This window comes from Stenotrophomonas tumulicola, assembly GCF_014117215.1.
Lineage (GTDB): Bacteria > Pseudomonadota > Gammaproteobacteria > Xanthomonadales > Xanthomonadaceae > Stenotrophomonas > Stenotrophomonas tumulicola.
Genome location: NZ_JACGXS010000008.1, coordinates 65,118 through 88,370, shown reverse-complemented (window position 1 = coordinate 88,370; position 23,253 = coordinate 65,118). Strand labels below are relative to the sequence as shown.

Below are 23,253 nucleotides of genomic sequence, written 5' to 3'. Positions count from 1 at the left end.
GCCTGGCCCTGTTGTTCCCGCTGGGCCTGCTGGCGCTGACGGCTTTGCTGCTACCGCTGCTGATCCACCTGGCGCGCCGCCAGCAGCATGCACCGCTGGATTTCGCCGCCCTGCGCTGGCTGCAGGCACGCATGCGCCCGCGCAGCAGGGTACGCGTCGACGAATGGCCACTGTTGCTGGTACGCCTGTTGTTGCTGGCTGCCCTGGCACTGCTGCTGGCGCGTCCCGTGCTGCAGGGGACCCGGGGCACGATGGCGGCGGTGACGGTGGTGGCACCAGGGCTGGATGGAGCCGCGTTGCGCGGGAAAGACACTGAAGGTGACTGGCGCTGGCTGGCCCCCGGCTTCCCGGCGCTGCAGCAACGCCCGGCAGCCACCGCACAACCGTTGGCCAGCCTGCTGCGTGAGCTGGACCAGGCACTGCCGACGGGTACGCCGCTGGTGGTGTTCGTGCCCGATCCCCTGCCGGGGCTGGATGGCGAACGCATTCGCCTGTCGCGCAACGTGCAGTGGCGGCCAGTGCCGATGCCGGTCGGCCCGCTGGCAGGCGCATTGCGTGCCCCCCGGCTGCACTTGGGCGGCAGCGGCGACCCGGCCGCGCGGCACGTGCTGGATGCGGTGCAGCGCGCATGGACCAACCAGGCCCCCACGGACGCCGGCACCGGCGGCACCGCGCCGGACGACGGACAGATCGGCGTCTGGCTGGCGAACACTCCACTACCGCCATCGTGGCAGTCCTGGCTGGCCGGCGGCGGCACCGTGCTGCGCGTCACTGCGCCGATCAAGGACGACGCGGCGTGGGTGGCGGCATTGCGTGATGCACAGGGTGCGACCGTGCTGGAACAACGGGCGGAAGGGCGTGGACGCCTGCTGCGGTTCAGCGCGGCACTGTCTGCCGCGGCGTTGCCCATCGTCACCGAAGACACCTTCCCGCGGCGGTTGCTGCAGGTGCTGCAGCCCCTGCCGGCACCTGCACTGGCCGATGCCACCGACCAGGCGCCGCTGGGCGGCGCCGCGCCCGCCGCAGTCGAGCCACGCGAGCTGGCGCCGTGGTTGCTGCTGGTGATCGTGCTGCTGTTCGCCCTGGAACGCTGGCTGGCCACCTCCGCTCGTCGCAGGACCCAGCCATGAACCCTGCGGTGGCCACTGCCTGGTGGGCAGCCCGACGTCGCCAGTGGGGGCTGGGCATGGCCTTGGTCGTCCCCTTGGCCTGCACGCTTTCCGCATTGGCATGGCGCCTGGCCGGCCCTGACCTGGCCATCATCGTGCTGGCCCTTGGCCTGTTGGCCGCCGCCGCAATATCGACCTGGCGCATGCGCAGGCTGGACCGTCGTTGGCTGGTCCGCCAGCTCGACCAACATCCTGGTGCCCGGGACAGCGCCGACCTGCTGTTCGCCGATGCCGCCCAGCTCAATCCACTGCAGCAGCGGCAGCGCGCACGCGTGGATGACGCCCTGCGCGCCGATCCGCCCGACCTGCGCGCACGCTGGCCACGATGGGCGTTGCGTGCAGCATGGGCAGCAGCCCTGCTGGTGGTTGCCTTGGCCTTCGGCTGGCCGCGGGGCGGTACCGCACCGGCAAGCCCCACGCCCGCCACGCAGGCAGGCAGCGCGCCGACGATGGTGCCACCTTCCCTGCAATCGGCGCGGCTGCGCATCAGCGCACCGGCATATACCGGCCAGCCACCCCGCACGCAGAACACACTGGATGGAAACGTCGCCCAGGACAGCCAGTTGTCCTGGGCCCTGCGTTTTTCCAGCATCCCCAGCCGTGTCGCGCTGCAGTTCCACGACGGCCAGCGCATCGAACTGGGGCACGACGGCACGCAGTGGACCGGCAGCTGGAAGGCCGAACGCCCGGCCCTGTACCGGGTGGTGACCGAACCGGCGATGCGCGATACGCGTCTGTACCGGCTGGACGTGGTGCCTGACCAGCCACCCAGCGTGCGGGTGATCGAACCCGATGCCACGCTGGTGACCGGCACGCCGGGGCAACGTCGCTGGCCCCTGCGCTTCGAGGCCCGCGACGACCACGGCGTGGCCGCCAATGCCCAGCTGAAAGTCACGCTCGCCCAGGGCAGCGGCGAAAACATCACCTTCCGCGAGCAGCTGTTCACCCTGGCCGGCACCGGCCCGGCCACGCAGAAGCGCTTCGCCCATGCACTGGACCTGGCTGCATTGGGTGCAACGGCAGGCAACGATGTGATCGTCCAACTGCAGGTGCGCGATAACCATGCACCCACCCCGCAGGCCGCGCAGAGCAGCAGCCTGATCCTGCGCCTGCCCAGCGAAGCGGACGTGCAGGAGGCCGAGCTGGAAGGCATGGTCAAACGCACGTTGCCCGCCTATTTCCGCAGCCAGCGACAGATCATCATCGATGCAGAAGCGTTGATCGCGCAGCGCGGCAAGCTGTCCCCCGAGGAGTTCACCCGGCGCTCGGATGCGATCGGCGTGGACCAGCGCATCCTGCGCCTGCGCTATGGCCAGTTTCTTGGCGAGGAAAGTGAAGGAGCGCCGAAGGCGCCACCCACCGGGGACCTGCCGACCAGTGACCTGCCGACCCGCGATGCGCCACAGGCCACGCACGAGCACGAGCACGGCGAAGATGGCGGTGGGGCGCATGCCGACGACCACGACGACCATGGCCACGACCACGGTGGCAGCGATGGGCCCACCGTGTTCGGCAGTGCAACCGATGTGCTGTCCGAGTACGGCCATACCCATGACCATGCCGAGGCCGCCACCTTGCTGGACCCCCAGACACGCGCCACGTTGAAGGCCGCACTGGACCAGATGTGGTCCTCCGAAGGGGAACTGCGCCAAGGCCGGCCTAAGGAAGCATTGCCCCATGCCTACAAGGCACTTGGCTTCATCAAGGAGGTACAGCAGGCCGAACGCATCTACCTGGCACGCGTCGGTCCGGACCTGCCGCCGATCGACGAGAGCCGGCGGCTGGGTGGCAAGCGCGAGGGCATCGTCAGCCGACGGCTTGCGCTGGCGGCACGGTCCACGCCCGACCAGGCCATCGTCGGGGCATGGCAGCAGCTCGGGGGTGCCGGCGGGGATCCCGACCTGGATGCATTGGCCGGTTGGCTGCGTGCCAACGAGGCCCGCCTGGGCGACCCGCTGGGCCTTGCCGCGGCAATCGAGGAACTGCGCATGTCACCCGGCTGTACCGCGTGCCGGCAAGCCTTGCGGGCACAGTTGTGGCGCGCCCTGCTGCGCCCGCTGCCGCCACCGTCCCGGCGCATCGCCCCGGATGCGATGGGCCAGCGTTACCTGGATGCGCTGGAGAGCGGGCGATGAACGACTTCCACTGGATTGCCGTGGCGATCATCGCGATCATGTTCATCGCCACGCTGCGGCTGGCCTGGCGGCAACGGCAGCCATCGCACCTGGCGTGGCCTCGCTTCACGGCACTGGTGGTGTTGCAGTGGGTGTCGGCCGGACTGTTGTTCTTCGCATTGGTCCCACCTGGGCGGCCCATCCCGGGTGATGTCCTCACCGTGTTGACCGCCCACGCCGAGCAGGTGCGCAGCGCGCCGGCGGACGGCGCCATCGTTCTGGCCCTGCCGGAGGCCCGGACAGGCACGGACTTCGCACGAGTGCCCGACCTGGCCACGGCACTGCGCCAACACCCGGGCACTGAACGCCTGACCGTGGTCGGCGATGGGCTGGTCGCCCGCGACCGCGACGTGGCGTTGCCGCCACGCGTGCAGCTGCGGGCCGCGCCACCGCCGCGCGGCTGGATCGACCTGCAGGTTCCTGCTGTTTCCACCCCGGGAGCGGTGTTTCCAGTGCGTGCGCGGGCCCATGGAACAGCCGACGGCCGTGCCGAACTGCTCGATCCCGCCGGCCAGCTGGTTGCTGCCGCGGCACTGGACGGGCGTGGCGCGGTAGCACTCGACGGCGTCGCACGCGTCGTCGGCCACGCCGTGTTCCAGCTGCGCCTGCTGGACGGCAGCATGCACGTGGTGGATACGCTGCCGGTACCGGTGCAGGTGGCCGCGCCAGTCCCGGTGCGGATGCTGATGCTGGCCAGCGCGCCGGGGCCGGAGAGCAAGTACCTGCGTCGCTGGGCCACCGATGCCGGGCTGGACGTGCAGGCCCAGGCGCAGGCAGGTGCGGGCGTGACGCTGGGCGATGCACCGGTGGCACTGACTACGGCGCGCCTGGCAGCGGTGGACGTGCTGGTGCTGGACGAACGCAGCCTGGCCGGTCTGGGTGCGGCACAACGGGCCGCCGTGCAGCAGGCCCTGCGCGAAGGGCTGGGCGTGCTGGTGCGCGGCAGTGGCACGCTCGGCAATTCCGCCCGGCAGACCCTGCACGACTGGGGTCTTGCGGTATCCGGCAACGCACAGGCATCCGCGTTGACGCTGGGCGACGAAGCAAAGGCCGAACTGCTGGCGGCACGACGCGGTCCGCGCCCATCGGCGCAGGATGCAACTCAATGGACAGGCGAAGCGGATGCGCGCTCTCATGCCGCCGAGCTGCCCGCATTTGAGCAGCTGGCGCTGCGCACGCCGGGTGCACGACCGTTGTTGCATGACATCTCCGGCGGCGCGGTCGGCGGCTGGCAGGCGGTAGGCCGCGGCCGGATCGGCTTGCTGCCGGTCACCGACACTTACCGCGCGGTACTGGCCGGGCGCGATGATCGCCATGCCGAATTGTGGAGCAGCGTGGTCGGTACCCTGGCGCGACCGGTGACGGCACAGGCATCGATCGACGTGGAAGGTGCTACCCCATGGGCCGGCGAGCGCGCGGTGCTGTGTGGCATTCCGGCCGGCACCGGGGTGCGCGGTGCCGATGATGCCACCCTGGAACCGCTGGTCGTCGACCCCGCCACGGGCAATGCGCGATGCGCGGCATGGTGGCCGCGCCAAGCGGGCTGGCACGAGCTGGTGAGCGAAGGCGCGGTGCAGGCGGTGTATATGTTCGATCCCGGCGATGCACGCGCGCTGCATCGCCAGCAACAACGCGATGCCACCGCGCTGCGGGTGTCGAGCGCGGGGGCGCCGATGGCAGCGGCGGCGCAACGCGCGCCCGGCCCGCGCTGGCCATGGCTGCTGGCGTTCGTGCTGGTCGCTGGCCTGCTGTGGTGGCTGGAGCGGCGTACCACCTCCCTGGACCGGTAGCGCCAAGCCATGCTCGGCGGGACTCTTCACCCGCGCGCTGGGCCAGCAGGGCGCCGCGGCGCTCGCCGGCATGGCTCGGCGCTGCCGTCCAGCCACGCGCGGTGAACGATTCACCTGGATCTGCACGGCGTCTCATGGAATGAGACACCATTGTGGTTCTCTGAATTTCTTTGCGGCATGTTTTCCTGATGGCTTACGAACTCGCCAAACGCACCGCCGACGCCGAGCACAAGCTCGCCACCCGCGATGGCCTGCCCGCCCGCGACGGTGCCCTGCTCAGCACCCGCCTGCAGCGGCGCTACGCCGACCGCATCACCGGCAGCTTTGCCATTCCCGGCCGTGAAGGCAGCTACGCGCCCATCCCCGACAACATGCCCCCGGCGCTCGCTGCCGCATTGAAGGCACGCGGCATCGAACAGCTCTACAGCCACCAGGCGCAGGCCTGGGACGCGGCGCAGCGTGGCGGGCACGTCGCCGTCGTCACCCCCACCGCCAGCGGCAAATCGCTGTGCTACACCCTGCCGGTGGTCAGCGCTGCCATGCAGGACAAGGCCAAGGCGCTGTACCTGTTCCCGACCAAGGCACTGGCGCAGGACCAGGTCGCCGACCTGCTTGAGCTCAACCGTGCCGGCAACCTCGGGGTCAGGGCCTTCACCTTCGATGGCGACACCCCCGGCGACGCACGCCAGGCCATCCGCCTGCACGGCGACATCGTGGTGTCCAATCCGGACATGCTGCACCAGGCCATCCTGCCGCACCACACCAAGTGGGCGCAGTTCTTCGAGAACCTGCGTTACGTGGTCATCGATGAGGTACACACCTACCGCGGCGTGTTCGGCAGCCACGTCACCAACGTGCTGCGCCGGCTCAAGCGCATCTGCGCGTTCTACGGGGTGGAGCCACAGTTCATCCTGTGCTCGGCCACCATCGGCAATCCGCAGCAGCATGCCGAGGCGCTGATCGAAGCCCCGGTCACCGCGATCACCGAATCCGGCGCGCCCAGCGGCCCCAAGCAGGTACTGCTGTGGAATCCGCCGGTGGTCAACCCGGACCTGGGCCTGCGCGCGTCGGCACGTTCGCAGAGCAACCGCATCGCGCGCCTGGCGATCAAGTCCGGGCTGAAGACGCTGGTCTTCGCGCAGAGCCGGCTGATGGTCGAAGTGCTGACCAAATACCTGAAGGACATCTTCGACCATGATCCGCGCAAGCCGCCGCGCATCCGTGCGTACCGTGGCGGCTACCTGCCCACCGAGCGCCGCGAGACCGAGCGGGCGATGCGCGCCGGCCAGATCGACGGCATCGTGAGCACGTCGGCGCTGGAACTGGGCGTGGACATCGGCAGCCTGGACGTGGTGGTGCTGAACGGCTATCCGGGCAGCGTAGCCGCTACCTGGCAGCGCTTCGGCCGCGCCGGTCGCCGCCAGCAGCCGGCGCTGGGGGTGATGGTGGCCAGCTCGCAGCCGCTGGACCAGTACGTGGTACGGCACCCGGATTTCTTCGCCGAAGCATCGCCGGAACATGCCCGCATCGCGCCGGACCAGCCCCTGATCCTGTTCGACCATATCCGCTGCGCCGCCTTCGAACTGCCCTTCCTGGTCGGCGATGGTTTCGGCCCGATCGACCCGGAGGTCTTCCTGGAAGCGCTGGCCGAAACCGAAGTGGTGCATCGCGAAGGCGAGCGCTGGGAATGGATCGCCGACAGCTACCCGGCCAACGCGGTAAGCCTGCGCTCGGTGGCCGATGGCAATTTCGTGGTGGTGGACCGCAGTGGCGGCAAGCAGCAGATCATTGCCGAAGTGGACTATTCCGCTGCCGCGCTGACGCTGTACGAAGGTGCCATCCACATGGTGCAGTCCACTCCTTACCAGGTGGAGACGCTGGACTGGGAGGGCCGGAAGGCCTACGTCACCCGCACCAACGTGGACTACTACACCGACAGCATCGACTTCACCAGGCTCAAGGTGCTGGACCGTTTCGATGGCAACGTCGCCGGCCGCGGTGACGCGCACCATGGCGAGGTGCACGTGGTGCGACGCGTGGCCGGCTACAAGAAGATCCGCTATTACACCCACGAGAACATCGGCTACGGCCCGGTCAACCTGCCCGACCAGGAGCTGCATACCACCGCCGTGTGGTGGCAGCTGCCGCAGGCGCTGCTGCTGCGTGCGTTCGCCAGCAAGCAGGATGCGCTGGATGGTTTCCTCGGCGCGGCCTATGCCCTGCACATCGTCGCCACCGTGGCGGTGATGGCCGATGCACGAGACCTGCAGAAGGCGGTCGGCAACGGGGACGGAAGCTGGTTCGCCATCGCCGACCAGACCGGGCGCGGCCAGCTGCGCGGCGAAGAGGGCGTGCCTGGCGCGATCGAACTGCTGCAGCAGTTCGTGCCCACCGTCTACCTGTACGACAACTTCCCCGGCGGCGTCGGCCTGAGCGAGCCGTTGTGGCTGCGCCAGCAGGAACTGGTGCAGCGCGCGCGCGAACTGGTGCAGCGTTGCGACTGCAAGGCCGGTTGCCCGGCCTGCGTGGGCCCGGTGCTGGCCGCGCAGGAAGCCGATGACACCACGCCGCGCGTGCTGGCCCTGCGCGTGCTGGACCTGTTCGATGCCGAGGCCTGCCAGCATGTGAAGGACGTGGAGATCCTGCTGCCCGATGCCGTGGAGCTGCTGGCGCCGTGAGCCTGAGCCTGGACAAACTGCGGTTGCTGCGGCGGCAGGCTGGTGATGCAAAGGCCGTTGCGCCGGCTGCGCCCGCGTTACCCGTGGTGGAGGCGGCGCCCCAACTGCCCGTCGCCGCCAATGATGCGAAGCAGCCCGACACTGCGCGCTCGGTGTTTGCGTGGGTCGAAAAAGAGATCCGCCACAAGCCCACCGGCGTGGCTTCGGCGCCACGGCAGGCCGCCGATGCGATGGGATTGCGCCGGCTGCTGGGCGTGCGTGGACGTGGGGTGGGCAGCGCGCCGGCCCCGCGCACGCGCGCGCTGGACCGCAACCTGCCGGGCACCGAAATCGAGCCCGGCCTGCATCTGATCGAATCGTTCCTGCCGCAGGAAATCCCGCCAGCGCCGTTGTCGCTGGCTTTCGCCAAGCGCGAACAGCAGCACGTGGCGCCTTGCGACCTGCTGTTCTTCGATACCGAAACCACCGGGCTGGCGGGCGGTACCGGCACCCGCGCCTTCATGATCGGCGCCGCCGACTGGCACCTCGACCCGCGCCGTGGCCCGGGCCTGCGCATCCGCCAGCTGATGATCTCCACCATGGCAGCGGAAACCGCCATGCTGCGCACCTTCACCAGCTGGCTCTCTCCCACCACGGTGTTCTCCAGCTACAACGGCCGCAGCTACGACGCTCCGCTGCTGAAAACACGCTACCGGCTGGCCCGGCAGCGCGACCCGATCACCGCACTGGACCACGTCGACCTGCTGTACCCGACGCGCCGGCGTTATCGTGGCGTGTGGGAGAACTGCCGGCTGGCGACCATCGAACGCCAGCTGTTGAAGATCGTGCGCGAGGACGACCTGCCAGGTTCTGAAGCCCCCTCTGCATGGCTGCGCTACCTGCGTGGCGGCGATGCGGTGAACCTGAGGCGCGTGGCCGAACACAACCACCAGGACGTGGTGACCCTGGCGCAGTTGTTCATCCGGCTGGTAGAGCAGGAGGCCCTGGCTGACATGTCGCCGTTGGCTGACTGTCCATCATGGCGTCGATAGGCGCAGGGCCCCTCGCGGTCCGGCGTTGACGCCACGTAGCGGCCGGCGGCGGCATGCTTGGGCCTCACGTCACCCGGGAGGTCCTGCCATGCGTTCGAACCTGTGGTTGTTTCTGGGCTGCATGCTGCCGTTGGCGGCCTGCAGCAGCACCCCATCCAGCGCGGATACCGCGCCCCGCCAGCCAAAGCCGGAGGTGGCGGGCCTGGGCAGCCATTGCCACGCAGACACGCTGCCGGCGCTGGTGGGCAAGACCGCCAACCAGGAGGTCATCGACAAGGCCGTACGCGATTCCGGCGCGCGCACCGCGCGTGTGGTCAAGCCCGGCATGGCCGTCACGATGGATTTCCGCGAAGACCGGATCACCATCAGCGTCGATGCGGACAACAAGATCGAGCGCGCCAGCTGCGGCTGATACGCACCCCCTTTGTAGCGCCGGGCCATGCCCGGCGGCTTCGCTCCCCGTTCTACCGATCAGCAGCCGGCCTTCAGCGTTTTTCAGCACGTCCGTCGGCCAGCGCCTGCGCGATCACCTTTCGTGCTTCGCGCGCTGCACGTGCGTGGATCTCCGCCTGCCGCCGGCCCAGCGCCGCTTGCTCGACACCCAGCGCGGCCTGCCTGCTGGCCAGGTCGGCCAATGCCGCGCCGTGGCCGGCTGCGCGTGCACCGCGCACGGCGGCACGCGAAGCACGGGCGGCTTCCGCTGCAGCCTCCCGGTTGATGTCGGCCATGCCGATCGCGGCCATTGCTTCGTCAGCGGCTTTCAGCGCCAGTTGACGTGCCTGCTCACCGGTACGCGCGCCCAGTTCACCCTGGCGTCTTCCCAGCTCGGCCTGCTCGTGGCCGATCCGCGCCGCATCGGCATAGGCGGCCTGCATCTGCTGTACCAGCATGCGGTCGCGCACCACGTAACGCTGGTCACCCTGGCGGAACCAGAAGCCCGTTGAGCGGTCGCCCAGGTCACGACGTGCCTGCTGCACATCATCCACCGCGCCGTCCGCATGACTCTCGTCGTCGTCGATCAACACGTGGGCGCTGTACGGGCGTTGGCCGAGGTCGAGCCGCCCATGGGTGACCATGCTGGTGACGCCTGTGCTGCTGGCAACTGGCGGAGGCGGCGCGGCGGGAACGGCCGGAAGCGCAGGGACGGGCGGTGCGGGCGGCGCATCAGGCGCTGCCGGTGGACGCGGTGCGGCCAGCGCTGCCGGAGCCGCAAGTGGACGGGGCGCGGCAGGCGCCACCGGTGGACTCGGCGGCACGGGTGGTGGTGGTGGCGCAGCAACCAACCGCAGCGGCAGCACACCCACGGCCAAAACCGCCAGGGTGAGTGCCGTCGCCACCATCTTCGGACAGGCCTGCCGCTGCTGCAGCGAGAGCAGTCGTCGTTTCAGGCTGCCCTTGCTGGGCGCGGCGCTGGCCACGCCCAGGTGCGGGCGCGGCATGACACCAAGCCGCAGCAACAGGCGGCCATAGTCCTGCCGGCGTTCACCGCGCCCGCCCACGACGGCGGCATCGACAGCCTCTTCGCGGGCCTGGGCATACTCGCTTACCGCCAGCCGCAGCAGCGGGTGGAAGAAGAACAGGTGCTGCGCCAGCGCGGGCAGCAGGCCCCATTGCAGGTCGCACCGTGCCAGATGCTGCAGTTCATGGGTCAAGGCCATGTCCAGCGCATCGCCCTGCAATGCATTCTCGCCGGCCGGCAGCAGCAGGACCGGACGCAACGGCCCCACCACCTGTGGCGCGTCGACCTGGGCACTCATCCACAGGCGCGGCGCGCGGCGCAGGCCGTGGGCCTCGGCGGCCAATTGCAGTGCGCGCACCAGCGCCTGGTCATCGCAGGGGACCGCAGCAGCCAACAATGCGCGGCTACGGCGCCACTCCCCCGCCGTACGCCATGCCATCAGCAGCACGCCAGCCAGCCAGAGTACGGCGAGCAGCATCGCCCACCACGGCGTGGCCATGGCCAGGCCGTCAGCCGAAGCCCGGTCGAGACCGCTGGCCAGCCACTGCGCCGACAGCCCCGGCGCATGTACGTATGCCGCCTCGGCCATGCCGGCGGCAAAGGGATCGGACACTGCAGCGGGCGCCGGCAACACAGCCAACTGCAGCGGCTGTGCCCAGAACAGTCCCATCACCGCCTGCAGCGATACCAGCCACCACAGGCGGCAGCGTGCGGCGGCGCCAAGCGAGGGCACCACGCGGCAGACAGCCCACACCAGCGCCACCAGCAGCACGGTCTGCAGGCTGGTCCAGCCCAACCGCTCCAGCAACATGATGATGTCCATGCTCAACCCTCCTGCCGACGCGACTGCAGTTGTTCGACCAGCGCTTCCAGTTCGGCCAGTTCGTCATCGCTTACCTGGTCGCGCTGCGACAGGTACGCCACGAATGGGGAAACCGAGCCCTGCAGCGTGCGGTCGACGAACTGTGCGATGGCACCCTGCACCACGCTGTCCTGCCCGCTGGTGGACTGGTAACGGTAGACGCCTTCCTCCTGCTGGCGGCGCAGGTAGTTCTTGCCGCGCAGGCGCTCCATCATCGTCAGCACGGTGGAACGGGCCAGCCCGCGAGTCTCGCCGAATCCCGCAGCGACCTCGCCTACGGTGGGCGTTCCCGTCTCGTCGATGTACTGCAGCAGGGCCAGTTCCTGGTCCCCGATGGTCTTGCGGCGCATGGCGCGGCTCCCGAGTGACTACACGTGTCGCCACCATGCACCTGGCTACAACTGTAGTCAACCCCCGGACGTCGGGAAGGAGCGTGTCCGCCGGCTTATCCGTGCGGACCCCCCATCACCGGCAGGACCACCCCGCTGATATAGCTGGAGCAGCACGGCGCGGCCAGGAATACATAGGCCGGCGACAGTTCTTCAGGCTGTGCGGCACGGCCCATGTCGCTGTCCTTGCCGAATTCGCCCACGTCCGGCGCCTGTTTGTCGGCAGGATTCAGCGGCGTCCACACCGGTCCTGGCGCCACGCAGTTGACCCGGATACCGCGCGGCAGCAACTGGCTGGCCAGCGCCTTGGTGAAGGCATGGATCGCGCCCTTGGTCGCGGAGTAGTCGATCAGGGCCTTGCTGCCGAACAGGCCGGTCTCCGAACCGGTGTTGATGATGCTGGCACCCTCGCCGAGATGCGGCAGCACCGCGCGGGCCATCTGGATATAACCGCCGATGTTGGTCTGCAGGGTTTCCTGCAGGTGCGCGTCCGCAAGGTCTTCCAGCCGCTGGCAGTGCAGCTGGAACGCCGCATTGTTGACCAGGATGTCGATGCCACCGAACGCCTTCGCCACCTGCTTCACCGCGCGGTTGCAGAAACGCGGATCGCGCACGTCGCCGGCGATCACCACGCAGCGCCCTCCTTCGCGTTCCACGTGCTGGCGGGTTACCTCGGCATCTTCGTGTTCGTCCAGGTACAGCACCGCGACATCCGCGCCTTCGCGGGCGTACAGCACCGCCACCGCGCGACCGATACCGGAATCACCGCCGGTGATGATCGCGCGCAGGCCCTTCAGTTTTCCGCTGCCCACGTAATCCGGCGCAAGGAACCGGGGAGACAACGCGAGTTCGTGTTCGTTGCCCGGCTTGGCGATGTGCTGCGCAGGCATCTTCTCCGGCTGCCTGCGTGCGCCAGCCTGGGCGGCTTTCTTCTTCGCGGCCTGCTTGCCGGCGCGCGCATCCTTGGCCTTCTGCTGATCCTGCAGCCGACGCTGACGTGCCGCAACACGGCTGGCGCGTTCATCGGTGGAGGCCGCCTTGCGGGTCGCCGTTTTCACCACGCGCTTGCGCGCCGGGGCACCGGCGCGGGTAGCGGCAGGCGCATCCGGGCTCATCGGAGCCTCCGTGTCGCGGATCTTCGGCGCGGCTTTCCGCCGCGCGGGGACTTTTTTCTTTGCCGTTGCCATGGGATCTCCTGGTCAGCCGGGTTCAGGTGCGGTAGGCCACGCCGCGTGCGCCGGCATGGCTGGCGCAATGCAGGCAGACATGGCGGGCCTCCTTCCAGTTACCGGGACAGCCAGTCTGCGTATCGCCACCGTTGCCGTCGGTGAATGCAACGTGCCTTCCGCGTGCAGGCGTTCATCCCGGCACCACGCCGCCCACGGCACGCTGGGCACCCGTCACCCTGGAGCTGCAACGATGATCCGTTACCTCAGCATGGCCGCCCTGGCGGTTTCCCTGGCCGCCTGCAACAGCACGCCCGTGGCCCAGGTGCAGCCGATCGACGGTGTCATCTCCGGCCAGTGCCACCTGGACAAGGTGCAGGGCGCGGTCGGCCTGGCAGCGTCGGACGCCACCGTCGAGCGTGCCCGCGTGGACAGCGACAGCCTGCGGGTACAGGTGCGGCGCAGCGAGCGTGAACGCAGTGGCACCACCGCCAGTGGCAGCGTCGATCCAGCCGCCGGCGCCTCCCACGATGGCGGCGAACAGCTGACCGTCGAAACCGGCCGCACCAACAACATCACCGCGATCTACTGCGGCTGACCCGGCGTGCCCTGCGCAGGTAGCGCAGGGTCGCCTGCTCCCACTGGCGCGGCCCACGCAGGCCCGCCAGTGCCCCCAGTTCGCCGCGCTCCCAGCCGTCGAACACGCACGGATCGATATACGCCTTGCGACAGACAGCGGGCGTGTTGCCCAGCAGCGATGCCACCTGGCACACCACCTCGCGCTGTACGGCCGCCAAGGCGGTCTTGCTGGCTGGCTCGGGCAGGGCGGTGGCAGCGAACACCCGCAATGCCTCCACGGTGCCGCCCCAGGTGCGGAAATCCTTGGCGGTGAACGCCTCGCCCATTGCCTCGCGCAGGTAGTCGTTCACTTCACCCGAGTCCACGGGCTGCACGCTGCCGTCATCGTCGCGGTACTGGAACAGCGCCTGGCCCGGCAGCTGCTGCAGGCGGCGCACCAGTTTCGCCAGCTGCCGGTCGCTGACCACCACCTCCTGGCGCTGGCCGGACTTCCCGTGGAAACGCATCTGCACGCGCCCGCCGGCAAGCAATGCCAGGTGGCGGTTGCGCAGCGTGGTCAAGCCAAAGGAGTTGTTTTCACGCACGTAGCTTTCATTGCCGACCCGCACCAGCGTGTCGGCGAGCAGCGCCACCACGATGGCCAGCACTTTCGCGCGCGGAAAGCCGGTGCAGCGCAGGTCCTGCCGCAGGCGTCGACGCAATGCCGGCAGGGCGGCACCGAACGTGATGATGCGGTCGAATTTGCCAGCATCCCGCTGCCGCGCCCAATCCGGGTGATAGCGGTACTGCTTGCGCCCCCGTGCATCGCGACCGGTGGCCTGCAGGTGGCCGTTCGGCCAGGCACAGATCCACACATCCGTATAGGCCGGCGGGATGGCCAGCGAACGGAACCGTGCCAGCATATCGGCGTCGCGCACGGTGCGTCCGCGCGCATCCCGGTACGTAAATCCCCTGCCCGCCTTGCGACGATGGAAGCCCGGCTGGCCATCGTCTACGTAACGCAGGCCCGCGGCGCGGGCAGCGGCTTTCCCAGGTGTCATGGCAGGTTGGCTCATGCCCGCAGTGTGGCCGCGTGCAGTGCGACGCCACGTCAATAACGCAACACCAACACGCCAAGGCGCGCCAACCGTTATGCTCCAGCCTTTCGTCATCCTGCACGTTCCCGGAGTCCGCATGTCGTTCCTGCAGCTGCCGCGCCTGGCGCGCCCCTTCCTGTTCCTGCTCCCCGCCACCCTGCTCCTGGCCGCCTGTTCGGCGCCGCCCATGGATGAACAGGATGCCGTCACTGCTGAAGCGCAGCAGGCCGCGCAGCAGGCGGCCGCGCCGGCCGACGATGCCGACAAGGCCACCGAAGCGCCGCCGATCGGCAGCTGCGACGCCACCCAGGTGCAGAGCCTGGTCGGCCAAGCCTATACCGATACGCTCGGCAGCCAGGCCCAGCAGGATGCCGGTGCGCGCGATGTCCGCGTGCTGCGTCCCGGCGACATGACCACGATGGAATTCATCGGCGAACGCCTGAACATCGAAGTAGATGCGAAGGACGTGGTCACCGGCGTTCGTTGCGGCTGAAAATTCCCTGCGCAGGCAAGCACTTGCCTGCGCCTTGGTTGCGCGTGCAACCGTGTGTTGCGGCAACGCAGCAACTGTGATCTATTCGAAGCATCCGGTGGCCTCCTGATGCGCGCTCCAAGGATTGGGCGGGGACGAGTGTCGCCGCTCACCTGACGAAGAGGCACAGATGGCCCCCCGCAACCGCCAAGGGCTTTACGACCCGCGACACGAGCGTGACGCTTGTGGTTTTGGCATGGTCGCCCAGCTGGATGACCAACCTTCCCGGCTGTTGGTCGATACCGCCATCGCCGCGCTTTCGCGCATGACCCACCGCGGTGGCGTCGCCGCTGACGGCATCACCGGCGATGGCTGCGGCCTGCTGCTGCGCCGCCCGCAGGCATTCCTGAAAGCCATCGCGGCCGAGGCCGGCATTGCCGTCGGTGAACGCTTCGCCGCAGGCGTGGTGTTCCTTCCGCATGACGATGCCGCCGCCGCACAGTGCCGCAGCGCGCTGGAAGCCGAGCTGGCCGGCGCGGGTGCGCAGCCGCGTGGCTGGCGCGTGGTCCCCACCGACGACAGTGTCTGCGGCCAGCTGGCACGCGACACCCTGCCCCGTATCGAGCAGTTGTTCGTCGATGCCGGGGATGGCCAGGACAATGCCGCCTTCACCCTGGCCCTGTTCCTGGCCCGCCGTCGCAGCGAGCAGAAGCTGCGCGCGCACGCCGATTACTACGTCACCACGCTGAGCCCCACTGCCATCAGCTACAAGGGCATGGTGCTGCCGGACAAGCTCAGTCGCTTCTACCTGGACCTGCAGCGCAGCGACCTGGCTTCCAGCGCCATCGTCTTCCACCAGCGTTTCTCCACCAACACCCTGCCGCGCTGGCCGCTGGCACACCCGTTCCGGATGCTCGCCCACAACGGCGAAATCAACACCATCGAGGGCAACCGCCGCTGGGCGCAGGCACGCAGCAAGGTGTGGAAGACCCCGCGCTTCGACATCGGTGAACTGGACCCGGTGATCTCCATGCAGGGGTCGGACTCGCAGAGCCTGGACAACATGCTGGAGCTGATGGTCAGTGGCGGCATGGAGCTGATCCAGGCGCTGCGCATCCTGGTGCCACCGGCGACCCAATCGCTGGAGTTCAAGGATCCGGACCTGGCGGCGTTCTACGAATTCCACGGCCTCAACAGCGAACCCTGGGACGGCCCGGCCGGCATCGTCGCCTGCGATGAGCGCTATGCCGTGTGCACGCTGGACCGCAATGGCCTGCGCCCGGCGCGCTGGATGCTCACTTCGGACCGCCACTTCCTGGTGGCTTCCGAAGCGGGCGTGTGGGAAGTGCCGACCGAGCGCGTGGTGCGCAAGGGCAAGCTGGGCCCGGGCGAAATGATGGCCATCGACCTCAAGCGTGGCGACCTGCTGGATTCGGACGCGGTGGATCGCATCAACCGCGGCCGCGCGCCGTACAAGCAATGGCTGCAGCAGGGCGTGACCTACCTGCAGACCGAGCTGATCGATCCTTCGCTGGTGGAAGAGCCGTTCGACGCCCGCACCCTGCGCAGCTACCACAAGCTGTACCAGCTCAGCACCGAGGAAGTGGAGCAGGTACTGCGCCCGCTGGCCGAGACCGAGCAGGAAGCCACCGGCTCGATGGGCGACGACACGCCGATGGCGGTGCTCAGCCAGCGCAGCCGCCCGCTGTACGACTATTTCCGCCAGGCTTTCGCCCAGGTCACCAACCCACCCATCGACCCGCTGCGCGAAGACTGCGCAATGTCGTTGACCACCCAGCTGGGCAAGGAAACCAACATATTCCATGCGGGTGCGGAGACGGTCAACCACGTCATCCTCAATTCGCCGGTACTCAGCCAGCGCAAGCTGCGCCAGTTGCTGAAGATGGAGCAGTACGCCGATGCCAATCGGCTGATCGACCTGTCCTACAGCGAAGAGGAGGGCCTGCGTGCCGGCATCGAGCGCATCTGCGCCGAAGCCGAACAGGCCGCGCGCGACGGTATCGTCATGCTGTTGCTGTCCGACCGCTACCCGGTCGCCGACCGACCGATGGTGCATGCGTTGCTGGCCACCAGCGCGGTCCACCACCACCTGTGCCAGGCCGGGCTGCGCTGCGACGTCAACCTGATCCTGGAAACCGGCACCGCGCGCGACCCGCACCACATGGCCTGCCTGCTGGGCTTCGGTGCCACGGCGGTGTATCCGTACCTGGCCTACCAGACCCTGTTTGATCTCGGCCGCCGCGGCATCCTCAAGCTCAGCAAGGGCGGTGAGCAGTCGCAGATCGGCCGGCGCTACCGCAAGGGCGTGTACAAGGGCCTGTCGAAGATCATCTCCAAGATGGGCATCTGCACCGTCGCCAGTTACCGCGGCGCGCAGCTGTTCGAAATCGTCGGCCTGGAACCGGACGTGGTCGACCTGTGCTTCCCGGAAACCCCTTCGCGCGTGGGTGGCGTCAGCTTCGCACGGCTGGACGCCGAAGCCCGCGAACTCACCGTGCAGGCGTGGGACGATCAGGTCCAGCCGGACGTGGGCGGCCTGCTGAAGTACGTGCATGGCGGCGAATACCACATGTACAACCCGGACGTGGTGATGACCCTGCAGCGCGCGTCGCGCTCGGGCGATCCAGCGCACTGGCAAGCTTACTGCGACGCGGTGCATGCACGTCCGCCGTCCGCCCTGCGCGACCTGCTGCAGCTGGTACCGGCGGCTACGCCGACGCCACTGGACCAGGTCGCCCCGGCGAGCGACCTGTTCGCCCGCTTCGACACCGCCGCCATCAGCCTCGGCGCGTTGTCGCCGGAGGCACATGAAGCACTGGCCATCGCGATGAACCGCCTGGGGGGCCGCAGCAATTCCGGCGAAGGCGGCGAGGATCCAGCGCGCTATGGCACCGAACGCCGCAGCAAGATCAAGCAGGTGGCGTCGGGCCGTTTCGGTGTCACCGCCGAATACCTGGTCAACGCCGAAGTGCTGCAGATCAAGGTCGCCCAGGGTGCCAAGCCCGGCGAAGGCGGCCAGTTGCCCGGACACAAGGTCAACGAACTGATCGCGCGGCTGCGCTATGCCAGGCCGGGCATCGGCCTGATCTCGCCGCCGCCGCACCACGACATCTATTCCATCGAGGACCTTGCACAGCTGATCTACGACCTGAAGCAGGTCAACCCGACCGCGCTGGTGTCGGTGAAGCTGGTCAGCCATGCCGGCGTGGGCACGATCGCGGCCGGCGTGGTCAAGGCCGGCGCGGACCTGATCACCATCTCCGGCCATGACGGCGGCACGGGTGCTTCACCGGTCAGTTCGATCCGCTACGCCGGCGTGCCGTGGGAACTGGGCGTGGCCGAAGCGCACCAGGCGCTCGTGGCCAACGACCTGCGCGGACGCACCATCCTGCAGACCGACGGCGGCCTGAAAACCGGGCTGGACGTGGTGAAGGCCGCCATCCTGGGGGCGGACAGCTTCGGTTTCGGCACCGGCCCGATGATCGTGCTGGGCTGCAAGTACCTGCGCATCTGCCATCTCAACAACTGTGCCACCGGCGTGGCCACCCAGGACGAACGCCTGCGTGAGAACCATTTCACCGGCCAGCCAGAACGGGTGGAGAACTTCTTCAGGCTGCTGGCCGAAGAAGTGCGCGGCTGGCTGTCGGTGCTGGGGGCACGCTCGCTGCAGGACATCGTCGGCCGTACCGACCTGCTGCGGCAACTGGACACCGCGCCGCGCGAAGGCGTGCGCGTGGACCTGTCGCGCCTGCTCGCCGATGCCCACTACGAAGGCAGCCACTGCGCGGCACAGCGCCTGTATGAATCGCCCGACAGCCTGGCCACGCAGATGGATGGCCTGCTGGCCGACGCCATCGCCGACAAGCGCGGTGGCGACCATCGCTTCCTGATCCACAACACCGACCGCAGCATCGGTACCCGCCTGTCGGGGACCATCGCCCGTGCCCATGGCAACCAGGGCATGGCCGGATCGCCGCTGGAACTGCGCTTCCGTGGCACCGCCGGGCAGAGCTTCGGCGCCTTCAACGTCGGTGGCCTGCACCTGGAAGTGGAAGGTGAAGCCAACGATTACGTCGGCAAGGGCATGGCCGGCGGCCGGCTGGTGGTGCGTCCGCCACGTGGCGCGCGCTTCGAGGCGCGCAGCACGGCGATCGTCGGCAATACCTGCCTGTACGGCGCCACCGGTGGCGAACTGTTCGCTGCAGGCCGTGCCGGCGAGCGTTTCGCGGTACGCAATTCCGGTGCGCTGGCGGTGATTGAAGGCGCCGGCGACCACTGCTGCGAATACATGACCGATGGCGTGGTGCTGGTGCTGGGCAAGGTCGGGCTGAACTTCGGCGCTGGCTTCACCGGTGGCCTGGCTTACGTGCTGGACGTGGACCGTGATTTCGTCGACCGCTACAACCACGAACTGATCGACATCCATCGCGTGTCGGCCGAAGGCTTCGAGAACTACCGCCAGCACCTGCACCGGCTCATCGGCCGTCATCGCGAGCTGACCGGCAGCATCTGGGCACAGCAGATCATGGACGAGTTCCGCGATTACATCGGCAAGTTCTGGCTGGTGAAACCCAAGGCCGCCAGCATCGAATCGCTGACCGAAACCCTGCGCCGCGCCGCATGACCGCGCCCACTCCCCTGGTAGTGCCGGCCGCTGGCCGGCAGCGCCTCCAAGCCGATATGCAGAGCCAGCCATGAGCCGCAAGCACGCTTTCCAGTTCCTCGACCTGCCCCGGACGATGCCGCAGCGCATCCCGGTCGAACTGCGCACCTCCGGCGACTGGGGCGAGCTGTACGGCAAGTTCGGCAAGGAGGACGCGCAATACCAGGCCGGCCGCTGCCTGGACTGCGGCAATCCCTACTGCAGTTGGAAGTGCCCGGTACACAATGCGATCCCGCAGTGGCTGCAGCTGGTGCAGGAAAACCGCATCGAAGAAGCTGCCGCGCTGTGCCACAACACCAATCCGCTGCCGGAAGTGTGCGGCCGGGTGTGCCCGCAGGACCGTCTGTGCGAAGGCAGCTGCACGCTGGAGGAATTCGGCGCGGTGACCATCGGCGCGGTCGAAAAGTATATCGTCGACACCGCGCTGGCCAAAGGCTGGCGCCCGGATCTTTCCGCGGTGGAACCCACCGGCCGCACGGTGGCGGTGGTCGGTGCCGGTCCGGCCGGACTGGCCTGCGCCGATCGCCTGGCGCACGCGGGCATCACCGCCGTGGTCTATGACCGCTACGAACAGATCGGCGGCCTGCTGCAGTTCGGCATTCCCAGCTTCAAGCTGGACAAGGACGTGATCCGCCGTCGTCGCGACGTGCTGGAAGGCATGGGCGTGCAGTTCCGGCTGGGCGTGGAAATCGGCCGCGATGTCAGCGTGGACGACCTGCTGCAGCGCCACGATGCCGTGTTCCTTGGCACCGGTGCCTACCGTTACACCGACGGTGGGCTGGACGGGCAGGACCTGAAGGGCGTGCTGCCGGCATTGCCGTTCCTGGTGCAGAACAGCCGCATTGTCGGCGGCGATGATCCGCAGGGCCGGCCGATCGCCGGCTGGGAAGACCAGATTGCCCTGCCCGATCTCAACGGCAAGCGCGTGGTCGTACTCGGCGGCGGCGACACCGGCATGGACTGCGTGCGCAGTGCGATCCGCCTGGGCGCCGCACGGGTGACCTGTGCCTACCGCCGCGACGAAGCCAACATGCCCGGTTCCGCGCGTGAGGTCGCCAATGCCCGCGAAGAAGGCGTGCGCTTCCTGTTCAACCGCCAGCCGCTATCCATCGAGGCCGGTGCGGACGACGAAGCGATAGGCGTGACCGTCGTGGAAACGCGCCTGGCCGATCCCGATGCCAATGGCCGCCAGGCAGCGGTGCCGATCGAAGGCAGTGAATCGCTGCTGGAAGCAGACGTGGTGATCATCGCGTTCGGCTTCTCGCCCAGCGCCCCGGAATGGTTGTCCGCTCACGGCGTGGAAGCAACGAACAACGGTCGCCTGCAGGTCGGCGGCCAGGGCCGCCTGCCGTTCCAGACCGCGCATCCGCGGCTGTTCGCTGGTGGCGACGCCGTGCGCGGGGCCGACCTGGTGGTCACCGCCGTGGCGGAAGGCCGCGACGCCGCCGCCAGCATCGCGCGCCTGCTGGCCAGCTGAATCCGCCGCTCATGCGGCTTCCAGCTCCCGAAGGTGCTGCACCAGGCGCTGCAGGCGGACCTGCAGCGCATCACGCCGCGCGGCATCGAGCGGGGCGCGGGCCTCGCTGAGTTCGCGCAGGGTCATGGCCAGTGCGTGCAGGCCGATGCTGCCAACGCCTCCGGCCAGCCGGTGCAGCCGGCGCGCGGCGGCGGCCAGCTCGTCGTCATCCCATTCCCGGCGCAGCGCCTGCAGGTCGTCATCCATGCTCGTGCGTAGTGAATGCACCAGCTCCCGTGCGATGTCCACCGAGCCGAAGCGTTCGCCCAGCCCTGCCAGCGAAAGCACGTCTTCCTGCGCCGGGGCCGCCATTCCTGGCACGCAAGCGTTGCCGGCTGCGTCCAGCAGGTCCGGCCGCACCCGGCCGATGGCCTCGATCAAGGTGCGCCTGCTGATCGGTTTGGCGAGCAGGTGGTCGAGCGGCACGCCGCGCATCCCTCCTACCTCCGCGCTCATGCCGATGATCGGCACGCCCGCGCGGTTTTCCCCCCGCTCTTCTTCGCGGATGGCGTGGACCAGCTCCCGCCCCCCCAGCCCCGGCATCTGGTCGTCGGTGAATACCAGCACCGGATGGCCGTGGCGCCAGAGCGCCAGCGCCTGCTCGCCGTCGCCGGCAACATCCACCTCCACTCCCAGGCCACGCAGCCACCACTGCATCAGCAGTTGCTGGGTCGGATGGTCTTCTGCCACCAGCACGCGCGGGACAGCGCCGCCGGCGACGCTGGCAGGCGGGAGGGGTGGCCGGGAATCGCGGTCGACGGCCGGTGGATCCGGCATCGCATGCGGCAGGGGCAGTTCCACCGCGAACACGGTTCCCTCGCCCGGGACGCTGCGCAGCTGCAGGCTGCCGCCCATCCTGTGCACCAGGCGGCGGCAGATGCCCAGCCCCAGCCCGGTCCCCCCGTAGCGCCGCGCAGTAAAGGTATCGGCCTGCGCAAACGGCTCGAATATCGCCTGCTGCCTCTCGGCCGCGATACCGATGCCAGTGTCATGGACCTCGATCCGCAGCCGCTGGATCTCCATCGTGTCATCGACCACATGCACCTGCATCGACACGTCACCGTGCTCGGTGAATTTGATCGCATTGCCGACCAGGTTGAACAGGATCTGCCGCAGGCGCGTGCCATCGACCTGCAACCAGCGCGCCAGGCGTGGGTCCACCCGCTGGCCCAGTTTCAGTCCCTTGCCGACGGCAACGGGCTGCAGCAACTGCTGCATGCTGTCCAGCACGGCGCGCAGGTCGACCGGCGTGGAATCCAGCGCCATGTCGGCGTCTTCCGTGGCAGACAACGCCAGTACGTCTTCCAGTATCCGCGCCAGCATCACCGAGGCATCTTCCAGCGAGTCCAGTGCCGCGCGCTGATGGGCGTCCAGTTCACCGCCACGCAGCATGGCCATGCGCTGCAGCAACGCATGCATGGGGCCGCTGATGCCGGTTCCCAGGGTGGCGATCAGGCGGCCACGCCCCTCCACTTCCGCTTCGGTCCGTGCATGCGCCCGTGCGATGGCCTGTTCACGCGCACGCTCTTCGGAGACATCCATCCAGTAGCCGGTCCAGCGCTGCTCGTTGGCGGGTCCAAGCGTCGGCCAGGCGTGCATCGAGATGCAACGCATGCCCCGCACCCCTTGCGTGGTGAACTGCAACGACACGGGGCAGATGCGACGCACCGCGCGCATCAGGCCGGTCAACACGCGTGTCCGGTCCGGCAGGCAGATGGCGGCGAGGATGCGCGAGGGATCCGCCTTGAGCTCACGCGGCGCAGCGCTGAACAGCTGCGGCGTATCACCGGCCAGCAGTTCCAGGTGGATCCGCCCGTCGCGCTCACGTCGCGCCTGGAAGACCACCACGGGCAGGTTGTCGGATACCTCGTCGATGCGGCGCTGCAGTTCCCGGCGCAGGCGGATCTCCCGGCGAAGCTTCCAGTAGCCATTGAGATGTACCAGGCCAATTGCGACAAACGCCAGCAGCAGGAAGCCCACCACGGTCACCATGCCCGGAGCTGCGGGAGGTTCCGACAATGACCAGCCTTCCAGCGGATATGCCTGGGTCGCCACGACCACGGCGGGACAGACAGGGGCGGTAGGCAATGCCAACTGGGGATCCTTGTCGTGAGCCATGATCTGTCGACGCTAACAGCGCATCCGTATCCCACAATCAGGATTGCTGCATGGACGACGCCGTGGGACGCCTTCACCGACATACACTAC

At 68.6% G+C, this 23,253-nt stretch carries 15 protein-coding genes; 10 read left to right on the top strand and 5 right to left on the bottom strand.

Features of this window, described 5'->3' with window-relative positions:
- The first annotated feature begins 2 nt into the window (after nt 1-2).
- The 6 genes from H4O11_RS14525 (at nt 3) to H4O11_RS14500 (ending at nt 9,254) form a co-directional block, all read left to right on the top strand.
- Entirely contained in the window at nt 3-1,130 is a 1,128-nt protein-coding gene (locus H4O11_RS14525) for a BatA domain-containing protein (protein ID WP_182340214.1), read from the top strand.
- Complete coding sequence (locus H4O11_RS14520; protein ID WP_182340144.1) at nt 1,127-3,304, top strand: hypothetical protein; 2,178 nt, start codon at nt 1,127-1,129, stop codon at nt 3,302-3,304. Before H4O11_RS14525 ends, H4O11_RS14520 begins: the two co-directional genes overlap by 4 nt.
- The gene (locus tag H4O11_RS14515) at nt 3,301-5,133 is read left to right on the top strand and encodes a hypothetical protein (RefSeq protein ID WP_182340143.1); all 1,833 of its coding nucleotides are present in this window, start codon (nt 3,301-3,303) and stop codon (nt 5,131-5,133) included. The genes H4O11_RS14520 and H4O11_RS14515 overlap by 4 nt, the downstream gene beginning before the upstream one ends.
- A gap of 188 nt (nt 5,134-5,321) precedes the next feature.
- Complete coding sequence (locus H4O11_RS14510) at nt 5,322-7,811, top strand: DEAD/DEAH box helicase (RefSeq protein ID WP_425506063.1); 2,490 nt, start codon at nt 5,322-5,324, stop codon at nt 7,809-7,811.
- The gene (locus H4O11_RS14505; protein WP_425506068.1) at nt 7,748-8,842 is read left to right on the top strand and encodes a ribonuclease H-like domain-containing protein; all 1,095 of its coding nucleotides are present in this window, start codon (nt 7,748-7,750) and stop codon (nt 8,840-8,842) included. The genes H4O11_RS14510 and H4O11_RS14505 overlap by 64 nt, the downstream gene beginning before the upstream one ends.
- An 88-nt stretch (nt 8,843-8,930) precedes the next feature.
- On the top strand, nt 8,931-9,254 hold the full coding sequence (locus H4O11_RS14500) for an I78 family peptidase inhibitor (protein ID WP_182340141.1): 324 nt from the start codon (nt 8,931-8,933) through the stop codon (nt 9,252-9,254).
- 73 nt (nt 9,255-9,327) lie between these two features.
- Here H4O11_RS14500 and H4O11_RS14495 read toward each other — a convergent pair whose 3' ends face one another.
- From H4O11_RS14495 to H4O11_RS14485, 3 genes are all read right to left on the bottom strand, one after another.
- Nucleotides 9,328-11,124, bottom strand: coding sequence for a M56 family metallopeptidase (locus tag H4O11_RS14495; protein ID WP_182340140.1), 1,797 nt, complete (start codon nt 11,122-11,124; stop codon nt 9,328-9,330).
- A gap of 2 nt (nt 11,125-11,126) precedes the next feature.
- Nucleotides 11,127-11,513, bottom strand: a complete 387-nt coding sequence (locus tag H4O11_RS14490) for a BlaI/MecI/CopY family transcriptional regulator (RefSeq protein WP_182340139.1) — start codon at nt 11,511-11,513, stop codon at nt 11,127-11,129.
- Nucleotides 11,514-11,608: 95 nt separating this feature from the next.
- On the bottom strand, nt 11,609-12,739 hold the full coding sequence (locus H4O11_RS14485) for an SDR family oxidoreductase (RefSeq protein WP_182340138.1): 1,131 nt from the start codon (nt 12,737-12,739) through the stop codon (nt 11,609-11,611).
- 232 nt (nt 12,740-12,971) lie between these two features.
- Between H4O11_RS14485 and H4O11_RS14480 the strand changes: the two genes are divergently transcribed.
- Nucleotides 12,972-13,316, top strand: a complete 345-nt coding sequence (locus H4O11_RS14480; protein ID WP_182340137.1) for a hypothetical protein — start codon at nt 12,972-12,974, stop codon at nt 13,314-13,316.
- On the opposite strand, the gene H4O11_RS14475 is transcribed toward H4O11_RS14480, so the two are convergent.
- Nucleotides 13,294-14,352 carry a DNA topoisomerase IB gene (locus H4O11_RS14475; RefSeq protein ID WP_182340136.1) on the bottom strand — a complete coding sequence of 353 codons (1,059 nt, stop codon included), beginning with the start codon at nt 14,350-14,352 and terminating at the stop codon, nt 13,294-13,296. The two genes, H4O11_RS14480 and H4O11_RS14475, sit on opposite strands and share 23 nt — an antisense overlap.
- A 118-nt stretch (nt 14,353-14,470) precedes the next feature.
- On the opposite strand from H4O11_RS14475, the gene H4O11_RS14470 reads away from it, so the two are divergent.
- From H4O11_RS14470 to H4O11_RS14460, 3 genes are all read left to right on the top strand, one after another.
- Nucleotides 14,471-14,866, top strand: coding sequence for an I78 family peptidase inhibitor (locus H4O11_RS14470; RefSeq protein ID WP_182340135.1), 396 nt, complete (start codon nt 14,471-14,473; stop codon nt 14,864-14,866).
- Nucleotides 14,867-15,035: 169 nt separating this feature from the next.
- Entirely contained in the window at nt 15,036-19,490 is a 4,455-nt protein-coding gene (gene gltB / locus H4O11_RS14465; RefSeq protein WP_182340134.1) for a glutamate synthase large subunit, read from the top strand.
- A gap of 70 nt (nt 19,491-19,560) precedes the next feature.
- Nucleotides 19,561-21,006 carry an FAD-dependent oxidoreductase gene (locus H4O11_RS14460; protein ID WP_182340133.1) on the top strand — a complete coding sequence of 482 codons (1,446 nt, stop codon included), beginning with the start codon at nt 19,561-19,563 and terminating at the stop codon, nt 21,004-21,006.
- Between the two features lie 9 nt (nt 21,007-21,015).
- Here H4O11_RS14460 and H4O11_RS14455 read toward each other — a convergent pair whose 3' ends face one another.
- A complete protein-coding gene (locus H4O11_RS14455; RefSeq protein WP_182340132.1) occupies nt 21,016-23,139 on the bottom strand; it encodes an ATP-binding protein in 2,124 nt (707 codons plus the stop codon).
- Nucleotides 23,140-23,253 lie beyond the last annotated feature (114 nt).